This window comes from Rhizobacter sp. P1_G5 (genome assembly GCF_056405435.1).
The window spans coordinates 1-15,406 of the sequence record NZ_JBFUCB010000081.1 but is presented as its reverse complement, the minus strand read 5'-3'; the positions used below and the strand labels follow the sequence as shown (position 1 = coordinate 15,406).

Below are 15,406 nucleotides of genomic sequence, written 5' to 3'. Positions count from 1 at the left end.
GCCGTGCCTGGCGCAGGCGGCTGCACGCGCTTGGCCGCCTCGGCCAGATGCGCCTGTTTGGCCTGCTGGGCATCGCGGCGGGCCAGCATCTCGCCGGGCCCGTGGGTGCGGTTCTGGATCACCGATTGAGAGCCGCGCCAGCGCGTGTGGCAGGCGTTGCAGAAGAATTGGCGCGAGCCCTGCTCGTAGGCGACCAGCGTGCGGCGCGAGTGCGTGAACTGCTTGGTGCAGTTGGCGCAGGTGAAGCGCAGGTTGGCCGGGCCGCGCGCACGGCCGCTGCCACCGCGGGTGCGGGTCTGGCGGCGGCGGGCTCGCACGAGCCACAGGCCGGCGATGAAGGCGACTGCGGCGACCAACGCCGCGAACARTTCGGGACTGAATTCCATGACCGGGCGATGCTAGCGGCTTGCGGGGCCGTATGCCGCCGCAGCGGGTTCGCACCGGTAAGGGGCGTGTCGAAATGCCTGAGGAAGAGGGGTCAGCGGACCAGGTACCGGTCCAGGAAAGCGATCACGGTCTTCCGGTAGGCCTCGGGGCCGGCGTTGAAAAGGTCGACATGCGCCGCACCGTCGACCGCCCAGAACTGCTTCGGCTCACGCGCCGCGTCGAAGATGCGCCGGCTTTCGGCGAGGGTGGTGTGCTGGTCGCGCGTGCCGCTGGCGACCAGCACTGGCGCCTTCAGCGAGGCGATCGCGTCGACCGGGCGCAGTTGATCGGGCGAGATGCCGGTGCGCAGCGGAAGCTGCCACAGCAGCAGCGGCGCAAGCGCCGACCCGACCGGTCCGAGACGGCGCGTCAACCGATCGACGACGGCCTCCTCGATCGTCGGGTACATCGATTCGAGCACCACGGCATCGGGCGCCGGCTCGGCGTGCGCCAGCACCAGCGACGCGGCACCGAGTGAAACGCCGATCACGCCGATCGCCTCGCCCGGCAGGCGCCGCCGCAACTCGGCCAGTGCCGTGCGCACCCCGGCGCCTTCGCGCAGCCCGAAGGTGATGCGCTCGCCGCTGCTCTCGCCGTGCGCGGGCAGGTCGATCAGCAGCACGGCATGGCCGTCACGCGACAGCAGCCGGGCGCGCTCGATCATCGCGCGCCGGTCCGCCCGCACGCCGTGCAGCAGCAGCACGGCGCCGCGACCCGGCCGGCCCGGGATGAACCAGCCGGCGACCGTGGCGCCGCGGCCGTCCGGGATCGACACGGTCTCGGCCTGCAGGTCGGCGGGCGCCGCGCCGATGGTGCGTGCGGCCGGCGAACTGAGCGCCTCGCCGGCACCCAGGCTGGCCAGCGCGACCAGCATCGCACTGGTCGCGAGACCGGCCGCGATCCGCGTGACGCGTCGCATCACACGCCCGGTGCCGACGCGCATCCGAGCGCCCACACCAGCGCAGCAGCGCGCTGGCGGATTCCTTGTGCCGTCATTCTTCCTCCCCGGATTCGATGATGATCGGCGCGATTCTGCCGTGCGGGCGCATCAGGGGCGACGCTGCTCGTTGCGCAATTCCTTGCGCACGACGAGCTTCAGCCCCGACCACACCGCGTCGACGGCGCACACCTTGACGTCGACGAAGCCCAGCGGCAGCGCGAGTTCGCGGATCGTGTCCTCGGTGATGTCGGTCGGCATCTTCGAGGCCTTCTTGGGCCACGAGACCCAGAGCGCTGCATCGGGCTTCAGCACCTTGCGCAGCGAAGGCAGGTGCGCTGCCAGGTCATCGCGCCTCGTGACGAAGACATGCGCGATGTCGGTGATGCCGGTCGCCCGGCTCGTGAACTCGACACCGGCCGGTACCGGCACCAGCAGCGTCCGGTAGCCCGGTGGTTCGTCAAGAATCGCAACGGTGCAGCCCTCTTTCAGGCCGAGCTTCTTCGCGAGCGGCGTGCCGGAATAGCCCTCCGTCATGCGGCCGCGCCGCCCGCTGCGAGTGCCGCGCGCACTTCGGCGAACACGCGCTCAGCGGGAATACTGGCTCCACTGTCCGAACCCTTGAGGATCTCGGCCCGCAGCGCGTCGCAGATCACCTCACGCTTGCCGGCACCGTCGCCTTGAGCGATCTCCTCGCATGCGGAAGCCGCGAACCGTTTTCCTGTGACGTCGTTGGATGGCATGGGCCGAACGCTATCAAACGCTGGCGGCCCCGCCAAGCCCGCACGGACTCACGCCAGGGTCATTCCCTGTCCGCTCAGCCGGAACGTCCCGATGATCCCGCTCAGCCGCAGCGCCTGGTCCTTCAGGCTCTCGGCGGCCGCGGCCGATTCCTCGACCAGCGCGGCGTTCTGCTGCGTCATCTGGTCGAGCTGGCTCACCGCCACGTTGACCTGGCCGATGCCCTGGCTCTGCTCGCCCGAGGCGGCGCTGATCTCGCTGATCATGTCGGTCACGCGCGTCACGCTGACGACGATCTCGTCCATCGTCGAGCCGGCGTCCTGCACCAGCCGGCTGCCGGCCTCGACCCGGTCGACGCTCTGGCCGATCAGGCCCTTGATCTCGCGGGCCGCCTCGGCACTGCGCTGCGCGAGGCTGCGCACCTCGCTCGCGACCACCGCGAAACCGCGGCCCTGCTCACCGGCCCGCGCCGCTTCCACCGCCGCATTCAGCGCGAGGATGTTGGTCTGGAACGCGATGCCGTCGATCACGCCGATGATGTCGGCGATCTTCTTCGAGCTGGCATTGATCTCGTCCATCGTCGACACGACTTCGGACACCACCTGCCCGCCGCGCTGCGCGACCTGCGCCGCCGACGACGCGAGCTGCGCGGCCTGCGACGCGCTCTCGGCGCTCTGGCGCACGGTGCCGGTCAGCTGCTCCATCGACGCAGCCGACTGCTGCAGGCTGCTCGCGGCCTGCTCGGTGCGCGCGCTCAGGTCCTGGTTGCCGGTCGCGATCTGCGTGCTGGCCGTCGAGATGCCGTCGGCCACGCCGCGCACCTCGTTCAGCGTGCGCGTGAGCGCCGTGCGCATCGCATCGATCGAGCGCAGCAGCCGGCCGGTCTCGTCCGGCGCATAGCGGGTCTGCGCCGCGGCACTCAGGTCCATGCGGGCGATCGCGTCGGCCATCGCGACGGCGCGGCGCAGCGGCGTGGTGATGCTGCGCGTCAGCGACACGGCCAGCGTCACGCCGACCAGCAGCGACAGCACCGCGCTCACCATCAGCAGCGTGTTCGCGCTGGCGCGGCGCGCTTCGGCGGCGCGCGCGTTGGCGTCGAGCTGCTCGCGCTGCGCATTGCACAACTCCTGCACGGCGGCGATGTACTCGCGCGACCTGGGTTCGAACTGCTCGCTGAACGAGCGGCTGGCACCGTCGGCATCGCCCGCCAGCTTCAGCTTGCTCACCTCCTCGCGCGCGGCCAGGTAGCCCTTGCGCAGCTCGCTGACCTTCTCGTACTGGCGGCGCTCGTCGGGCCGGTTCATCTGCGGCTCGATCTGCTTCTGCAGCTCGGTGGTCTGCTTGATCGATTCGGCGGTGGCGCCGGCAAAGTACTCGATCAGGCTCGGGTCGCTGCTCTTGGCAATGGCCGCGGCGCGCTGCACGCCCGAGGTGGTGAAGCGCAGCCAGTCGGTCAGCGCCCGCTCGGTCTTCACGTTGTCCGAGATCATCACGTCGATCTCGGCGCTGGTGCGTTTCAGCGTGTACACCGCATACAGGCTGCTCGCGACCGACAGCCCGAGGATCAGGCCGAGGACGACGGTGAGGCGCTTGCCGATGGAAAGGTTGTCGAGGAGCATGGTGCGTCGGATAGAGGAAGACGCAGGCTTATCGACAACCGGCCGCGCCACTTGAGCGGGATCCGGCCCGTTCGTGACGTGTTCAACGATCCAGGCCAGCGGTCGAGGTCAGCGGTCCAGGGCCGGCCGCTTCGGGTCGAAGGTCCAGCCGGGGATCAGGTACTGCATCGCGACCGCGTCGTCGCGCGATCCCAGCCCGTGCTGGCGGTACAGCTGGTGGGCCTTCTCGACCTCGTCCATGTCGAGCTCGACGCCCAGGCCGGGCTGCTTCGGCACCTGCACATGGCCGCCTTCGATGCGCAGCGGCTCTTTCGTGAGGCGCTGGCCGTCCTGCCAGATCCAGTGGGTGTCGATCGCGGTGACCTTGCCGGGTGCGGCGGCACCGACCTGCGTGAACATCGCGAGCGAGACGTCGAAGTGGTTGTTSGARTGCGAGCCCCAKGTGAGSCCCCAGKYSYGGCAGRYCTGCGCGACGCGMACSGAGCCKKSCATSGTCCAGAAATGCGGGTCGGCCAGCGGGATGTCRACCGACTGCAGCGCAAGCGCGTGGCTCAGCTGGCGCCAGTCGGTCGCGATCATGTTGGTGGCGGTCGGCAGGCCGGTGGCGCGGCGGAACTCGGCCATCACCTCGCGGCCGGAGAAGCCCGCCTCGGCGCCGCACGGGTCCTCGGCATAGGCGACCACGCCGCGCATGTCGCGCATCAGCCGGATCGCGTCCTTCAGCAGCCAGCCGCCGTTCGGGTCGAGCGTGATGCGCGCCGTCGGAAAGCGCTCGTGCAACGCGCGGATTACCTCCACCTCTTCATCGCCGCGCAGCACGCCGCCCTTCAGCTTGAAGTCGTTGAAGCCGTAGCGCGCCTGCGCGGCCTCGGCCAGGCGCACGATCGCATCGGCATCCAGCGCCTTCTCGTGGCGCAGGCGGAACCAGTCGTCGGCGGCCTCGGGCTCCTGCGCACCATCCGCATAAGGCAGGTCGGTGCGCGTGCGATCGCCGACGAAGAACAGGTAGCCGAGCATCTCGACCGCATCGCGCTGCTGGCCTTCGCCGAGCAGCGCCGCCACCGGCACGCCCAGGTGCTGGCCGAGCAGGTCGAGGAAGGCCGATTCGATCGCGGTGACCGCATGGATGGTGGTGCGCAAATCGAAGGTCTGCAGCCCGCGGCCGCCGCTGTCGCGGTCGGCGAAGCCCTGCTGCACGCGCTGCAGCACCTGCTGGTGGTTGCCGATCGGCTGGCCGACGACGAGCGGCGCCGCGTCTTCGAGCGTCTGGCGGATCTTCTCGCCGCCGGGCACCTCGCCGACGCCGGTGCGGCCGTCGCTGTCGGTCAGGATCAGCAGGTTGCGGGTGAAGAACGGGCCGTGCGCGCCGCTCAGGTTCAGCAGCATGTCGTCGCGCCCGGCGACGGGGATCGCGCGCAGCGCGGTGATGGTGGGTGTGCTCATGGGTCGGTGGTCTTGATTCAGTCTGCGGTGATTTTTCCGGTCTCGATGACGGTCTTCCAGCGCGCGAATTCCTTCTGCTGGAAGGCGGTGAACTGCGCCGGCGTGTTGCCGACGATCTCCATGCCGACCGAGACGAACTGCTGCTTGACCTGCGGGTCGTTCAGCGCGGCGACGATCGCGGCATGCGCCTTCGCGCGCACGTCGGCCGGCAGGCCCTTCGGCGCCGCGATGCCCTGCCACGAGTAGACGGCGAGGTTCCTGACACCCGCTTCGTCGAAGGTCGGCACCTCGGGCAGCACCGCGGAGCGCTTGTCGCCGGTCACCGCCAGCGCCCGCAGCTTGCCGGCCTTGATGTGCTGCAGCACCGCGTTGACGTTCTGGAACGAGGCCTCGACCTGGCCGCCGAGCAGGTCGGAGATTGCCGGCGCGCCGCCCTTGTACGGGATGTGCGAGCCGCTGGTGCCGGTGAGCTGCCAGAACAGCTCGGCCGTCAGGTGGTCGCTGGAGCCGTTGCCCGACGATGCGAACGTCATCTTGCCGGGGTTGGCCTTCTCGAACGCGATCACGTCGGCCACGCTCCTGTGCGGCGACGCGGCCGGCACCACCAGCACGTTGGGCGCCTGCACCGCGATCGTGATCAGGTCGAAATCCTTCAGCGCGTCGTACTGCACGTTCTTCAGCAGGTGCGGCGCGATCACCAGCGGGCCGAGCGAGGTGACGAGGAAGGTGCTGCCGTCGGGCGCCGCGCGCTTGACCAGCGCCGCACCGATGGTGCCGGTGGCACCCGCCTTGTTGTCGACGATGAAGGTCTGGTGCAGCGCCTCGCCCAGCTTGGGCGCAATGGCGCGCGCGACGGTGTCGGTCGAGCCGCCGGGCGGGAACGGCACCAGCAGCGTGACGGGCTTGTCGGGCCACGCTTCGGCGTGCGCGGCAGCCATCGACACGGCACCGAGGATCAACGCGAGCGCCAGCCTGGACAACAGCGTGTGCATGGGATGTCTCCTGGATTGTTAACGTTAACAATACGCGCTGGCGACCACCCCTGTCATGCGGGTTTACCCGATCAGCTGCTGGCCCGCTCGACGATCGAGAAGCCGACGTCGATCACGCGCGACTGCAGCGCCTCGCCACTGGCGCGCGTGACGATGCACTGCGCCGCGAGGTCGCCGATCTGCCGCGGATCGATGCGCACGCTGCTCAGCGCCGGCTCGAGATCGGCCGCGAAATTCAGGTCGCCAAAGCCGACCACGGCCAGTTGCGCCGGCACGTCGATGCCGCAGGCGCGCGCCTCGGTCAGCACGCCGAGCGCCAGCAGGTCGGAGCTGCAGAACACCGCGTCGGCCCGCGGCTGCCCGCGCAGCAGGTCGCGCAGCGCGCTGCGGCCATGGCCCAGCCGGGTCGGCGCGGGCACGTACTGCAACACCGGCGCGGCCAGCCCGCGCGCCAGCGCCTCGGCGGCGAAGGCCTCGGCACGGCGGCGCGCGCGCGGGTCGTCGCCGCCGATCACCGCGAGCCGTTGCCGGCCACGCTCGGCGAAGAAGCCCGCCACCGCCTTGCCGACCGCCTCGTGCGAGAAACCGACCAGCACGTCGATCGGGTCGGGGATCAGGTCCCAGGTCTCGACGATCGGGATGCCCGAGGCCAGCAGGCGCTGCCGGCCCTGCGCGGTGTGCAGCACGCCGGTCAGCACGATGCCGTCGGGGCGGCGGCCGATGATGTCGGCCAGCAGTTCGTCCTCGCGCGCTTCGCTGTAGCCGCTCTGCCCCACCATCAGCTGGTAGCCGCGCGCGGCCAGGCCGGTGGTCAGCGCCTCCAGCGTCTCGAGGAACATCGGCCCCGACAGCGTCGGCACCACCGCCGCCACCAGCCGGCTGCGGCTCGAGCGCAGCGCGCCGGCCGCGCGGTTCGGCACGTAGCCGGTCTGCGCCACCGCGGCGCGCACCTTCTCGACCGTGGCGGCCGGCACGTTCTCAGGCCGGTTCAGCGCACGCGACACCGTCATCGCCGAGACGCCGGCGACGCGGGCCACATCGTTGACGGTGATGCTGAGGTGAGACGCCGTGCGCTGAAGGGTCATCGGCAGGTCAGGCGGCGGGCGTGGCTGCAGTGAGGCCCGGACGGCTGCGCGAGCGCAGCTGCAGGCACTGCCAGGTGGCACCGATCAGGAACACCAGGAACAGCGCGCCGGCGACGGCCTGCAGTTCCGGGGCATCGGCATTCGGCAGCAGCGGCTTGCCCAGCGGCAGCCGCGTCGTCGTCTCGGTGACGCCGGGGATCATGTGGAAGAAGAAAGTGAGCGAGTAGCTGACGGTCTCGACGTACGGCGACGCGCCGCCGAACAGCCTGCGGCGGCCGGCCAGCCACGCGACGCCGAGCACGACCAGCGTCACGATGCCCAGCACGTGCGGCTTGCCGAAACCGCCATGCTGGAAGATGCCGAAGCCGGTGAGGCAGGTCAGCACCGTGGCCCAGATGTAGATGCGGCCGGTGGTGGTGCCGGCGATGATGCGCTTGTCGCGGAACAACGCGACCAGGCCGGCGGCGACCGCGATGAGCGAGATGAGCGTGTGGATGACGCCGAGCGGCGTGAGACCGTAGACCATGGGTTCCTCCTGGGGTCGATCTGTTGGAGCCCCAACAGTACACGCCGACGGCGCGACCGACAACACCGCCTCAGCAGCCGCCGACCGCCTGCGCATGCACGGCCGTCCAGCCGCCGGCCGCGCGCTTCAGCACGCCATAGCCCGACCACTCGTAGCCGGCGTAGGCGTAGACCAGCTCGGCGACGCCGTCATCGTCGAGGTCGGCGTGATCGACGAAGTCCATCTCCATCAGTGCCGACGCGCCGGCACCGCCGCGGAAGAATTCTTCATGGGTGGCGGCGTAGACGCCCTGGGCGTTGCGCTCGGCAACGAAGAACAGCGTCTGCACGTTGTCCTGGTTCTCGATGTGCGACGACACGACGAGCACGGGCTGGCCTGCGCGCTCGATGCGCACCACGGACACGCGCAGGGCCGCGAGCGTGTCGGCCAGCGCCGCGGCGGGTGCCTGGTGGCGCGCCAGGATGGTGCGGGCGACCTCGCGGGCGGCGCGCCGATCGGCCTCGGTGGCGGCGGCTGCGCGCTCGACGCCGAGGTCCTTCAGCGCACGCGTCGTCACCAGCGCCGTCGCGTCGCTCGCGCCCGGCAATGGCGGCGTCAGCACCGCATGGCTGCCGTCGGAACAGCCTTGGCGTTCTTCGATCTGCAAACGATCGACGCGCGCCTCGCGGATGCGTGCACCGGCCTGGTGAAGCTGTACGCGCTGGCCCGGCTGCAGTGACTCCGCGGTCAGCTCGAACGGCGCGAACGTGCCGGCCCGCACGAGGGCCAATGGGAACGCGCGATCAGGGGCCTGCAGCACCAGCACGAGGTTCGGCGCGACGGGAGGGGCCGGCTGCGCGACGCTCGCAGTCGCGATGAGCAGGGTGGTGAGGGCAAGCAGGCAGCAGCGGATCGGCGTCATGCGGGCGATTGTCGGGCAGCGTGGAGGCCAGCCGGATAGGATGCGTGCGCACAGACCATGAGGTACGCCATGCGCACTCGCATCCTGATCGACGACGCTCTCCTCCAGGAGGCGCTGCGCGTCACCGGCGCGGCGACGACGCGCGAGGTCGTGGAACTGGCGCTCAGGACGCTGGTGAGACTGGACGGGCAGGCACAGGCGAGCCCGTGAACCCCGCCGGCCAGACCCCCTGCGACAAGGTCGCCATCCTGCATGGTGCGCCGTGCGCTGGCGCGCCGGCCAGCGGGCAGCGCTGGACGCTGGCCGCCGCGATCCTCGGCTCGGGGATGGCCTTCATCGACGGCAGCATCGTCAACGTCGCGCTGCCCGCGATCCAGCGCGAGCTGAACGCCAGCGCGGCGCAGCTGCAGTGGATCGTCGAGGCCTATGCGCTGTTCCTCGCGTCGCTGCTGCTGGCCGGTGGCGCGCTCGGCGACCGGCTCGGGCGGCGGCGCGTCTTCATGGCGGGCGTCGCGCTGTTCACCGTCGCGTCGGCGGCCTGCGCGCTGTCGCCGTCGGCCGACCTGCTGATCGCGGCGCGCGCGCTGCAAGGCATCGGCGCGGCGCTGCTGGTGCCGGGCAGCCTGTCGCTGATCGGCGCCAACTTCACGCAGGCCGAGCGCGGGCGCGCGATCGGCACCTGGTCGGCGCTGAGCGGCGTCGCCGCGGCCGTCGGCCCGGTGCTCGGCGGCTGGATGGTCGAGCACTGGCGCTGGACCTGGGCCTTCCTCGTGAACCTGCCGCTCGGTGCCGTGCTGCTACTGATCTGCGCCACCCGCGTGCCCGAGAGCCGCAACAACGCGGACACCTCGGCGATCGACGTGCCGGGTGCCGTGCTCGTCACGCTCGGCCTCGCCGGCATCGTGTTCGCGCTGGTGCAGGCACCGCTGCACGGCTGGGGATCGGCCGACGTGCTCGCGGCGCTTGCGATCGGCATCGCCGGCCTCGCAGGATTCCTCCTTGTCGAAGCCCGCAGCGCCGCACCGATGGTGCCGCTGCGCCTGTTCCGCATCGGCGACTTCGCCGGCGCCAACCTGCTGACGCTGCTGCTGTATGCCGCGCTCGGCGGCGGGCTGTACTTCCTGCCGCTCAACCTGATCCAGGTGCAGGGCTACGGTGCCGCAGCCGCAGGTGCCGCGATGCTGCCGTTCATCGCGATCATGTTCGCGCTGTCGCGGGCCGCGGGGCACATCGTCGACCGCACCGGGCCGCGCCTGCCGTTGATCGTCGGCCCGCTGGTGGCCGCCGCCGGCTTCGCCTTGTTCATGGTGCCGGGCGTCGGCAGCGGCTACTGGACGGGCTTCTTCCCCGCCACCTTCGTGCTGGGCCTCGGCATGGCGATCACGGTCGCGCCGCTGACGACCACCGTGATGAATGCGGTCGGTGCCGAAGCGGCCGGCGTGGCCTCGGGCGTCAACAACGCGGTGTCGCGCGCGGCCGGCCTGCTGGCGATCGCCGGCTTCGGCGTGCTGATGGCGCACGGCTTCAACCACCAGCTCGCGGAGTCGATGCAGGCGCTGTCGCTGCCGGCCGGCGTGGCCGATGCGATCCGGCAGCAGCAGGACCGGCTCGCCGGCATCGCGTTGCCCGACGGGCTGGACGCCGCGCTCAGGCCGGCCTTGCAGCAGGCGATCGGCGGCGCCTTCGTGGCCGGCTTCCGGCAGGTGATGGGCGTGTGTGCCGCGCTCGCGCTGCTCAGCGGATTGAGCGCCGCGTGGATGATCGGCCGCGGGAGGCAGCCATGAACGCCTTGCGCGGCCTCGCCTGGCTGCTGTTGCTGCAGGCCACCGGCGAAGCCATCGCCCATGCGTTGACGTTGCCGATCCCCGGCCCGGTGATCGGCCTGGCGCTGCTGCTGGCCCTGCTGCACTGGCAGGCCGTGCGTGCGCCGGTGCAGGCCGCGGCCGAATTGCTGCTGACGCACCTGTCGCTGTTGTTCGTGCCGGTCGGCGTCGGCGTGATCACGCACCTCGACCTGGTGTCGGCCTGGGGCTGGCAGCTGCTGGTCGTGGTGTGCGTGTCGACCTGGAGCGGCATGGTGGTCACCGGCCTGGTGCTGCGCGCGTTGCTGCGGTCGCCACCGGATTCGCAGGCGCCGCGCGAGCCGCACGATGGCTGACTTCGTGCAGCTCTGGGTCTACCTGTCGACCACGCCGCTGTTCGGGCTGACGGCCACGCTCGTGACCTACGTGCTGGTGCAGGCCGGCCACGAGCGCGTCGGCCGCGCCGCGTGGGCCAATCCGGTGCTGTGGTCGGTGGTCGTGATCGGCTGCGTGCTGCTCGCGACGAAGACGCCCTACCCGACCTACTTTGCCGGCRCGCAGTTCGTGCATGTGCTGCTGGGGCCGGCGGTCGTCGCGCTCGGCTGGCCGCTGTGGCTGCGGCGGCACGAGATGCGGCGTCGCGGCGTCGCGCTGGTCATCGCGGCGCTGGCCGGCGGCAGCGCGGCCGCGGCCAGCGCGGTCGCGATGGGCCTTGCGTTCGGCATGCCCGCCGACGTGGTCCGATCGCTGGCGCCGAAATCGGTCACCGCGCCGGTGGCGATGGGCATCGCCGAGCAGATCGGCGGCGTGCCGGCCCTGGCGGCGGTGTTCGCGGTGCTGACCGGCATGGCCGGTGCGCTGTCGGCACGCTGGCTCTTCAACTCCCTCGGGTTCACCGACTGGGCGGTGCGGGGCTTCGCGCTCGGCACCACCTCGCACGGCATCGGCGCGGCCCGCGCGCTGCAGGTCAACGACGAGGCCGGTGCCTACGCCGGCATCGCGCTCGGGCTGCAGGTGGTGCTGGCGGCCTTGCTGATGCCGCTGGTGGCCAGGCTCATCGCGGGCTGAGTGTCCGCTGGCGGGAACGCAACAGCAGCATCGCGGCGGCACCCGCGAGCATCGCTGCCATGCCCCACGCATAGTCCGCATACACCAGCGCGCACGACCCGCACATGAAGCCGGCGCTGAGGTAGAGGTTGTCCTCGTCGCGCCGCTGCGCCCACAGCGCCGAGCCGATTGCCGCCAGCGCCAGGTAGATGGCGAACCCGAACGCCGCAGTGATCGCCGTGCCGTCGTTCAGCGAGAACGGATTCCAGGCCTTCAGCTGCGCGTCGCTGCGCGACGAATCCGCGAGCCATCCCATGCGATCGAGCACGTCCAGCAGGTAGCCGGCATGCGTGTCGCGGTAGACCTGCAGGCGCTTGACGCCGGCGATCAGCCACAGCGCCAGCGCGCCGATCACGATCGAGTTGATGCCATGGAGGTTGCGGCGCGACATGCGGTGGGCTCACTGCACGTTGAGCCGATACTCGATGTCCTGCAGCGAGCGGCCGTAGGCCGTCGAACTTCGGTTGTAGCGACCGCCGAACTTCAGTACATGCCGGCCCTTGGGCAGCGGATTCAGCAGCAACCAGTAGCCGTCCGTGGCGGCAGGGTAGCCCTCGTAAGGCCGGTCGGCCTGCGCGATACGACCGAAGATGTTGAAGCATTGCTCGGTCGCGACGCGAAAGCGCTTTGGCTCGGGCACCGGCACGCCGTCAATCTCGGCGAACAAGTCCACCGCCGCATCGTTGTTCAGCGCCGCCTGTGATCGCGCCCGCGCACAGGTGTAGGCGGTGTTGCCCCGCTGTGGGTAGTACGCCATGTTGATGATCGGGAAGAAGAGCGCCTTGCCGGCCGGCACCGTGCAGGTCCGCTGGATCAGCGACGAACCGAACCCGCCGGCCAGGAACCACAGGGTGCCGCGCTGACCCACGGCGCATTGCGCGCCGCTCAGGTCCTGCACCGGATTGGTTTCGTCCGGCTCGGCAGAAGCCCACTGCCACCATTCGGCGGCCAGTTGCGGGCCGCTGCGACCTTCCCAACCGCTGCCGGGCGGCAACAGCGTGTCGGCCGCCGATACCACGAACGGCATGGCGAGCAGGAGGGCCGCAGTGAGGTGGTGAAGACTGAATCGGCGCATGGCATCCCTGGATGGAGTCGTTGAAGTACGGCGTTGATCCGTTGGCTCATTTTCGCCTGACCGCGGCGCTCGCTTCCATCTCTCTTGACATTCCTATCCAACATATTGGATGATTATTCCAATGGAAGATACACCGACCTCCTCCCTCTCCGATCGCATCGCGCAGAACGTGCGCGAGCTGCGTGCAGCGCGCGGCCTGTCGCTCGACGAGCTGGCCACGCACTGCGGCGTCAGCCGCTCGATGATTTCGCTGATCGAGCGTGGCGAAAGCAGCCCGACCGCCGTCGTGCTCGAGAAGCTGGCCACCGGCCTCGGCGTGCCGCTCGCGTCGCTGTTCGAGGCGCCCGGGGCCGACGCCGCACCGGTGTCTCGGCTGGCCGACCAGCTGCTGTGGCGCGACCCGGCCTCGGGCTATGTGCGGCGCAACGTCTCGCCGCCCGGCTTCGCATCGCCGATCCAGATCGTCGAGGTGGCCTTCCCGGCCGGCGCACGCGTCAACTACGAGACGGCCGCACGCACGCCGCGCGTGCACCAGCAGGTGTGGGTGCTCGAAGGCAGCATCGCGATTGCGCTCGGCGACGAGCGGCACCGCCTGAACGCCGGCGACTGCCTGGCGATGGTGCTCGACCGCCCGATGAGTTACCACAACCCGACGCGCAAGCCGGCCCGCTATGCCGTCGTGATCACCACCGAAACCGCCCCCTGGAGATGAAATGCCCTCCCCCGACCTGACCGTTCGGCGCCTCGCCACCCTGACGCCGGCCGACATCGACGCCCTGTCCGCGGTGCTGATCGACTGCGTCGACGGCGGCGCATCGGTCGGCTTCATGCAACCCTTCGCGCCGGAGCGCGCGCAGGCCTTCTGGTCTCGCGTGGCCCAGGGCGTCGCCAGCGGCGAGCGCGCACTGCTGGTCGCCGAAGACGCGCAAGGCATCGTCGGCACCGTGCAGCTGGTGCTCGACCAGCCCGACAACCAACCGCACCGCGCCGACCTCTGCAAGATGCTGGTGCACCGCCGCTCGCGCCGCCAGGGCACCGGCGCCGCGCTGATGCGCGCGGCCGAGGCGCTGGCGCGTGAGCATGGCAAGACGCTGCTGGTGCTCGACACCGCGAACCCCGATGCCGAGCGGCTGTACGAGCGCGAGGGCTGGCAGCGCGTGGGGGTGATCCCGGACTACGCGCTGATGCCCGAGGGCGGGCTGTGCGCGACGACGTATTTCTACCGGCGGCTGGCCGCCTGATCGCTCAGCGCCCCACCGCCGCACACAGCCGCGCCGCCTGCCGCACATGCGGCGCGAGCACCTGCGTCTCGGCCGCCTCGTCGCGCTTCAGCGCATGCGATGCCGCCGCCTGCCATTCCGGTTCGGTGACGCTCTGCGCAAGGCTCTTGCTCCAGCAGCCGCACATCGCCTGTGCATTCGACGGCGTCAGCCCGCCGGCCTTCGCGTCGGTCACGCAGCCGGCCTCGAGCTTCTGGCGGTACAGCGCGATCTGCTCGGGGCGCAACTCGGCCGTGGCCGGCTGCGCGCCCGCGCCACCGACGAAGAGCATGCCCGCCGCCGCGACAACAAATCGATTCATCATCGGGCGATTGTGAACCCTCAGGCTGCCGCCAGCGCGGGTTGCCGGTCGCTTACCAGCAGCGTGGTCGCGGCGGCTGCCGGCGCGGGCYGCGAGTGCAGGAAACCCTGCACGATGTCGCAACCCCAGCCGTCGAGCAGGCTCTGCTGCGCCGGCGTCTCGACCCCTTCGGCCGTGACCGACAAGCCGAGGCTGTGCGCCAGCTCGATCACCGTGCGCACGATGGTGTCGTCCTGCTCGCTCGCACCGAGCTGGCTGATGAACGAGCGGTCGATCTTCAGCCGGTTCAGCGGGAAGCGGCGCAGGTACGAGAGGCTGGCGTAGCCGGTGCCGAAGTCGTCGATCGCGAGCTGCAGCCCGAGCGCGCGCAGCGCATGCAGGCGCGCGACGCTCGCCTCGGCATCGTCCATCACGCTGCCTTCGGTGATCTCGAGCTCGATCTGGGCCGGGTCGACCCCGGTCTCGGCCAGCGTCTCGCGCACCGTGGTCATGAACTCCGGGTGGTTGAACTGGCGCGGCGAGATGTTCACCGCCACCACCGGCGCGCCCAGCCCCGCATCGGCCCAGGCCTTGGCCTGCAGGCACGACTGGCGCAGCACCCACGCGCCGATGCGCACGATCAGGCCGGTCTCCTCGGCCAGCGGGATGAAATGCGCCGGCGACACCATCTTGCCGTCGTCATGCCAGCGCAGCAGCGCCTCGAAGCCCTTGATGCCGCCGCGCAACGCGCGCTGGCCCTGGTAGAAGACCTCGAAGTCGCCGGATTCCAGCGCCTTCTTCATGCGCGACTCCATGCGCAGCTTGTCGCGCTGGCCTTCGCCGATGCGCGCGTCGTAGATCACGTGGCTGTTGCCCGGCTCGGCCTGGGCCTGCAGCTTGGCCAGTTCGGCCAGCCGCGCCACCTCGTCGTGGCTGCTCGCGTCCTTCGGGTACTCCGAGGCACCGACGCCGATCGACACCATCAGGTCCTGGTGGCCGATCTCGAACGGCATGTCCATCGATTCGGTCAACGCCTGCAGCGCGCGATCCAGCCKCGGCACGTCGCCGCCGAAGCGGTAGATCGCGGCGAAGGTCACGCCGTCGATGCGGTACAGGCGGCCGGCGTCGCGGGTCGCGGCGTCGTCCAGGCGGGTCGCGATCTGGCACAGCAGCGTGTCGCCGAGCTGGTGGC

General features: G+C 70.6%; 20 protein-coding genes. 6 read left to right on the top strand and 14 right to left on the bottom strand.

Annotated elements, in window-relative coordinates; translation table 11 throughout:
* The 10 genes from AC1D12_RS08630 to AC1D12_RS08585 all read right to left on the bottom strand — a co-directional run.
* Window positions 1-386, bottom strand: a 386-nt coding sequence (locus tag AC1D12_RS08630; protein ID WP_477839936.1) for a hypothetical protein, incomplete at its 3' end; no start/stop codon positions are given.
* Between the two features lie 92 nt (window positions 387-478).
* Window positions 479-1,345, bottom strand: a complete 867-nt coding sequence (locus AC1D12_RS08625) for an alpha/beta hydrolase (protein WP_477839934.1) — start codon at window positions 1,343-1,345, stop codon at window positions 479-481.
* 129 nt (window positions 1,346-1,474) lie between these two features.
* Entirely contained in the window at window positions 1,475-1,900 is a 426-nt protein-coding gene (locus AC1D12_RS08620; protein WP_477828850.1) for a DUF3052 domain-containing protein, read from the bottom strand.
* A complete protein-coding gene (locus tag AC1D12_RS08615) occupies window positions 1,897-2,106 on the bottom strand; it encodes a hypothetical protein (RefSeq protein WP_477828849.1) in 210 nt (69 codons plus the stop codon). The genes AC1D12_RS08620 and AC1D12_RS08615 overlap by 4 nt, the downstream gene beginning before the upstream one ends.
* Before the next feature lie 48 nt (window positions 2,107-2,154).
* Entirely contained in the window at window positions 2,155-3,723 is a 1,569-nt protein-coding gene (locus AC1D12_RS08610) for a methyl-accepting chemotaxis protein (protein WP_477839932.1), read from the bottom strand.
* Window positions 3,724-3,831: 108 nt separating this feature from the next.
* On the bottom strand, window positions 3,832-5,166 hold the full coding sequence (gene gudD / locus AC1D12_RS08605; RefSeq protein WP_477839930.1) for a glucarate dehydratase: 1,335 nt from the start codon (window positions 5,164-5,166) through the stop codon (window positions 3,832-3,834).
* 17 nt (window positions 5,167-5,183) lie between these two features.
* On the bottom strand, window positions 5,184-6,158 hold the full coding sequence (locus tag AC1D12_RS08600) for a Bug family tripartite tricarboxylate transporter substrate binding protein (RefSeq protein WP_477828869.1): 975 nt from the start codon (window positions 6,156-6,158) through the stop codon (window positions 5,184-5,186).
* Window positions 6,159-6,229: 71 nt separating this feature from the next.
* Window positions 6,230-7,243 (bottom strand): LacI family DNA-binding transcriptional regulator, encoded by a 1,014-nt coding sequence (locus AC1D12_RS08595; protein WP_477839928.1) that lies wholly within the window; start codon window positions 7,241-7,243, stop codon window positions 6,230-6,232.
* 7 nt (window positions 7,244-7,250) lie between these two features.
* A complete protein-coding gene (locus AC1D12_RS08590; protein ID WP_477828986.1) occupies window positions 7,251-7,769 on the bottom strand; it encodes a DUF2306 domain-containing protein in 519 nt (172 codons plus the stop codon).
* 70 nt (window positions 7,770-7,839) lie between these two features.
* A complete protein-coding gene (locus AC1D12_RS08585; RefSeq protein ID WP_477839926.1) occupies window positions 7,840-8,670 on the bottom strand; it encodes a hypothetical protein in 831 nt (276 codons plus the stop codon).
* 69 nt (window positions 8,671-8,739) lie between these two features.
* On the opposite strand from AC1D12_RS08585, the gene AC1D12_RS08580 reads away from it, so the two are divergent.
* The 4 genes from AC1D12_RS08580 to AC1D12_RS08565 are packed head-to-tail and all read left to right on the top strand — an operon-like array spanning window position 8,740 to window position 11,540.
* The gene (locus tag AC1D12_RS08580) at window positions 8,740-8,880 is read left to right on the top strand and encodes a type II toxin-antitoxin system VapB family antitoxin (RefSeq protein ID WP_465114260.1); all 141 of its coding nucleotides are present in this window, start codon (window positions 8,740-8,742) and stop codon (window positions 8,878-8,880) included.
* Entirely contained in the window at window positions 8,877-10,454 is a 1,578-nt protein-coding gene (locus tag AC1D12_RS08575) for a DHA2 family efflux MFS transporter permease subunit (protein ID WP_477828275.1), read from the top strand. The genes AC1D12_RS08580 and AC1D12_RS08575 overlap by 4 nt, the downstream gene beginning before the upstream one ends.
* Window positions 10,451-10,828, top strand: a complete 378-nt coding sequence (locus AC1D12_RS08570) for a CidA/LrgA family protein (RefSeq protein ID WP_477828276.1) — start codon at window positions 10,451-10,453, stop codon at window positions 10,826-10,828. Before AC1D12_RS08575 ends, AC1D12_RS08570 begins: the two co-directional genes overlap by 4 nt.
* Window positions 10,821-11,540 carry an LrgB family protein gene (locus tag AC1D12_RS08565; RefSeq protein ID WP_477839924.1) on the top strand — a complete coding sequence of 240 codons (720 nt, stop codon included), beginning with the start codon at window positions 10,821-10,823 and terminating at the stop codon, window positions 11,538-11,540. The genes AC1D12_RS08570 and AC1D12_RS08565 overlap by 8 nt, the downstream gene beginning before the upstream one ends.
* Here AC1D12_RS08565 and AC1D12_RS08560 read toward each other — a convergent pair.
* Window positions 11,527-11,970: a hypothetical protein gene (locus AC1D12_RS08560; protein ID WP_477826722.1), complete on the bottom strand. Its 444-nt coding sequence runs from the start codon at window positions 11,968-11,970 to the stop codon at window positions 11,527-11,529. The two genes, AC1D12_RS08565 and AC1D12_RS08560, sit on opposite strands and share 14 nt — an antisense overlap.
* A gap of 9 nt (window positions 11,971-11,979) precedes the next feature.
* The gene (locus AC1D12_RS08555; RefSeq protein ID WP_477826721.1) at window positions 11,980-12,654 is read right to left on the bottom strand and encodes a hypothetical protein; all 675 of its coding nucleotides are present in this window, start codon (window positions 12,652-12,654) and stop codon (window positions 11,980-11,982) included.
* Between the two features lie 121 nt (window positions 12,655-12,775).
* Between AC1D12_RS08555 and AC1D12_RS08550 the strand changes: the two genes are divergently transcribed.
* Both AC1D12_RS08550 and AC1D12_RS08545 read left to right on the top strand, forming a co-directional pair.
* Window positions 12,776-13,366 carry a helix-turn-helix domain-containing protein gene (locus AC1D12_RS08550; protein ID WP_477839922.1) on the top strand — a complete coding sequence of 197 codons (591 nt, stop codon included), beginning with the start codon at window positions 12,776-12,778 and terminating at the stop codon, window positions 13,364-13,366.
* A 1-nt stretch (window position 13,367) separates the two neighbouring features.
* The gene (locus AC1D12_RS08545; protein WP_465114266.1) at window positions 13,368-13,895 is read left to right on the top strand and encodes a GNAT family N-acetyltransferase; all 528 of its coding nucleotides are present in this window, start codon (window positions 13,368-13,370) and stop codon (window positions 13,893-13,895) included.
* Window positions 13,896-13,899: 4 nt separating this feature from the next.
* Here AC1D12_RS08545 and AC1D12_RS08540 read toward each other — a convergent pair whose 3' ends face one another.
* The gene (locus AC1D12_RS08540; RefSeq protein ID WP_477826719.1) at window positions 13,900-14,235 is read right to left on the bottom strand and encodes a hypothetical protein; all 336 of its coding nucleotides are present in this window, start codon (window positions 14,233-14,235) and stop codon (window positions 13,900-13,902) included.
* Between the two features lie 20 nt (window positions 14,236-14,255).
* Window positions 14,256-15,406, bottom strand: a 1,151-nt coding sequence (locus tag AC1D12_RS08535; protein ID WP_477839921.1) for a putative bifunctional diguanylate cyclase/phosphodiesterase, incomplete at its 5' end; no start/stop codon positions are given.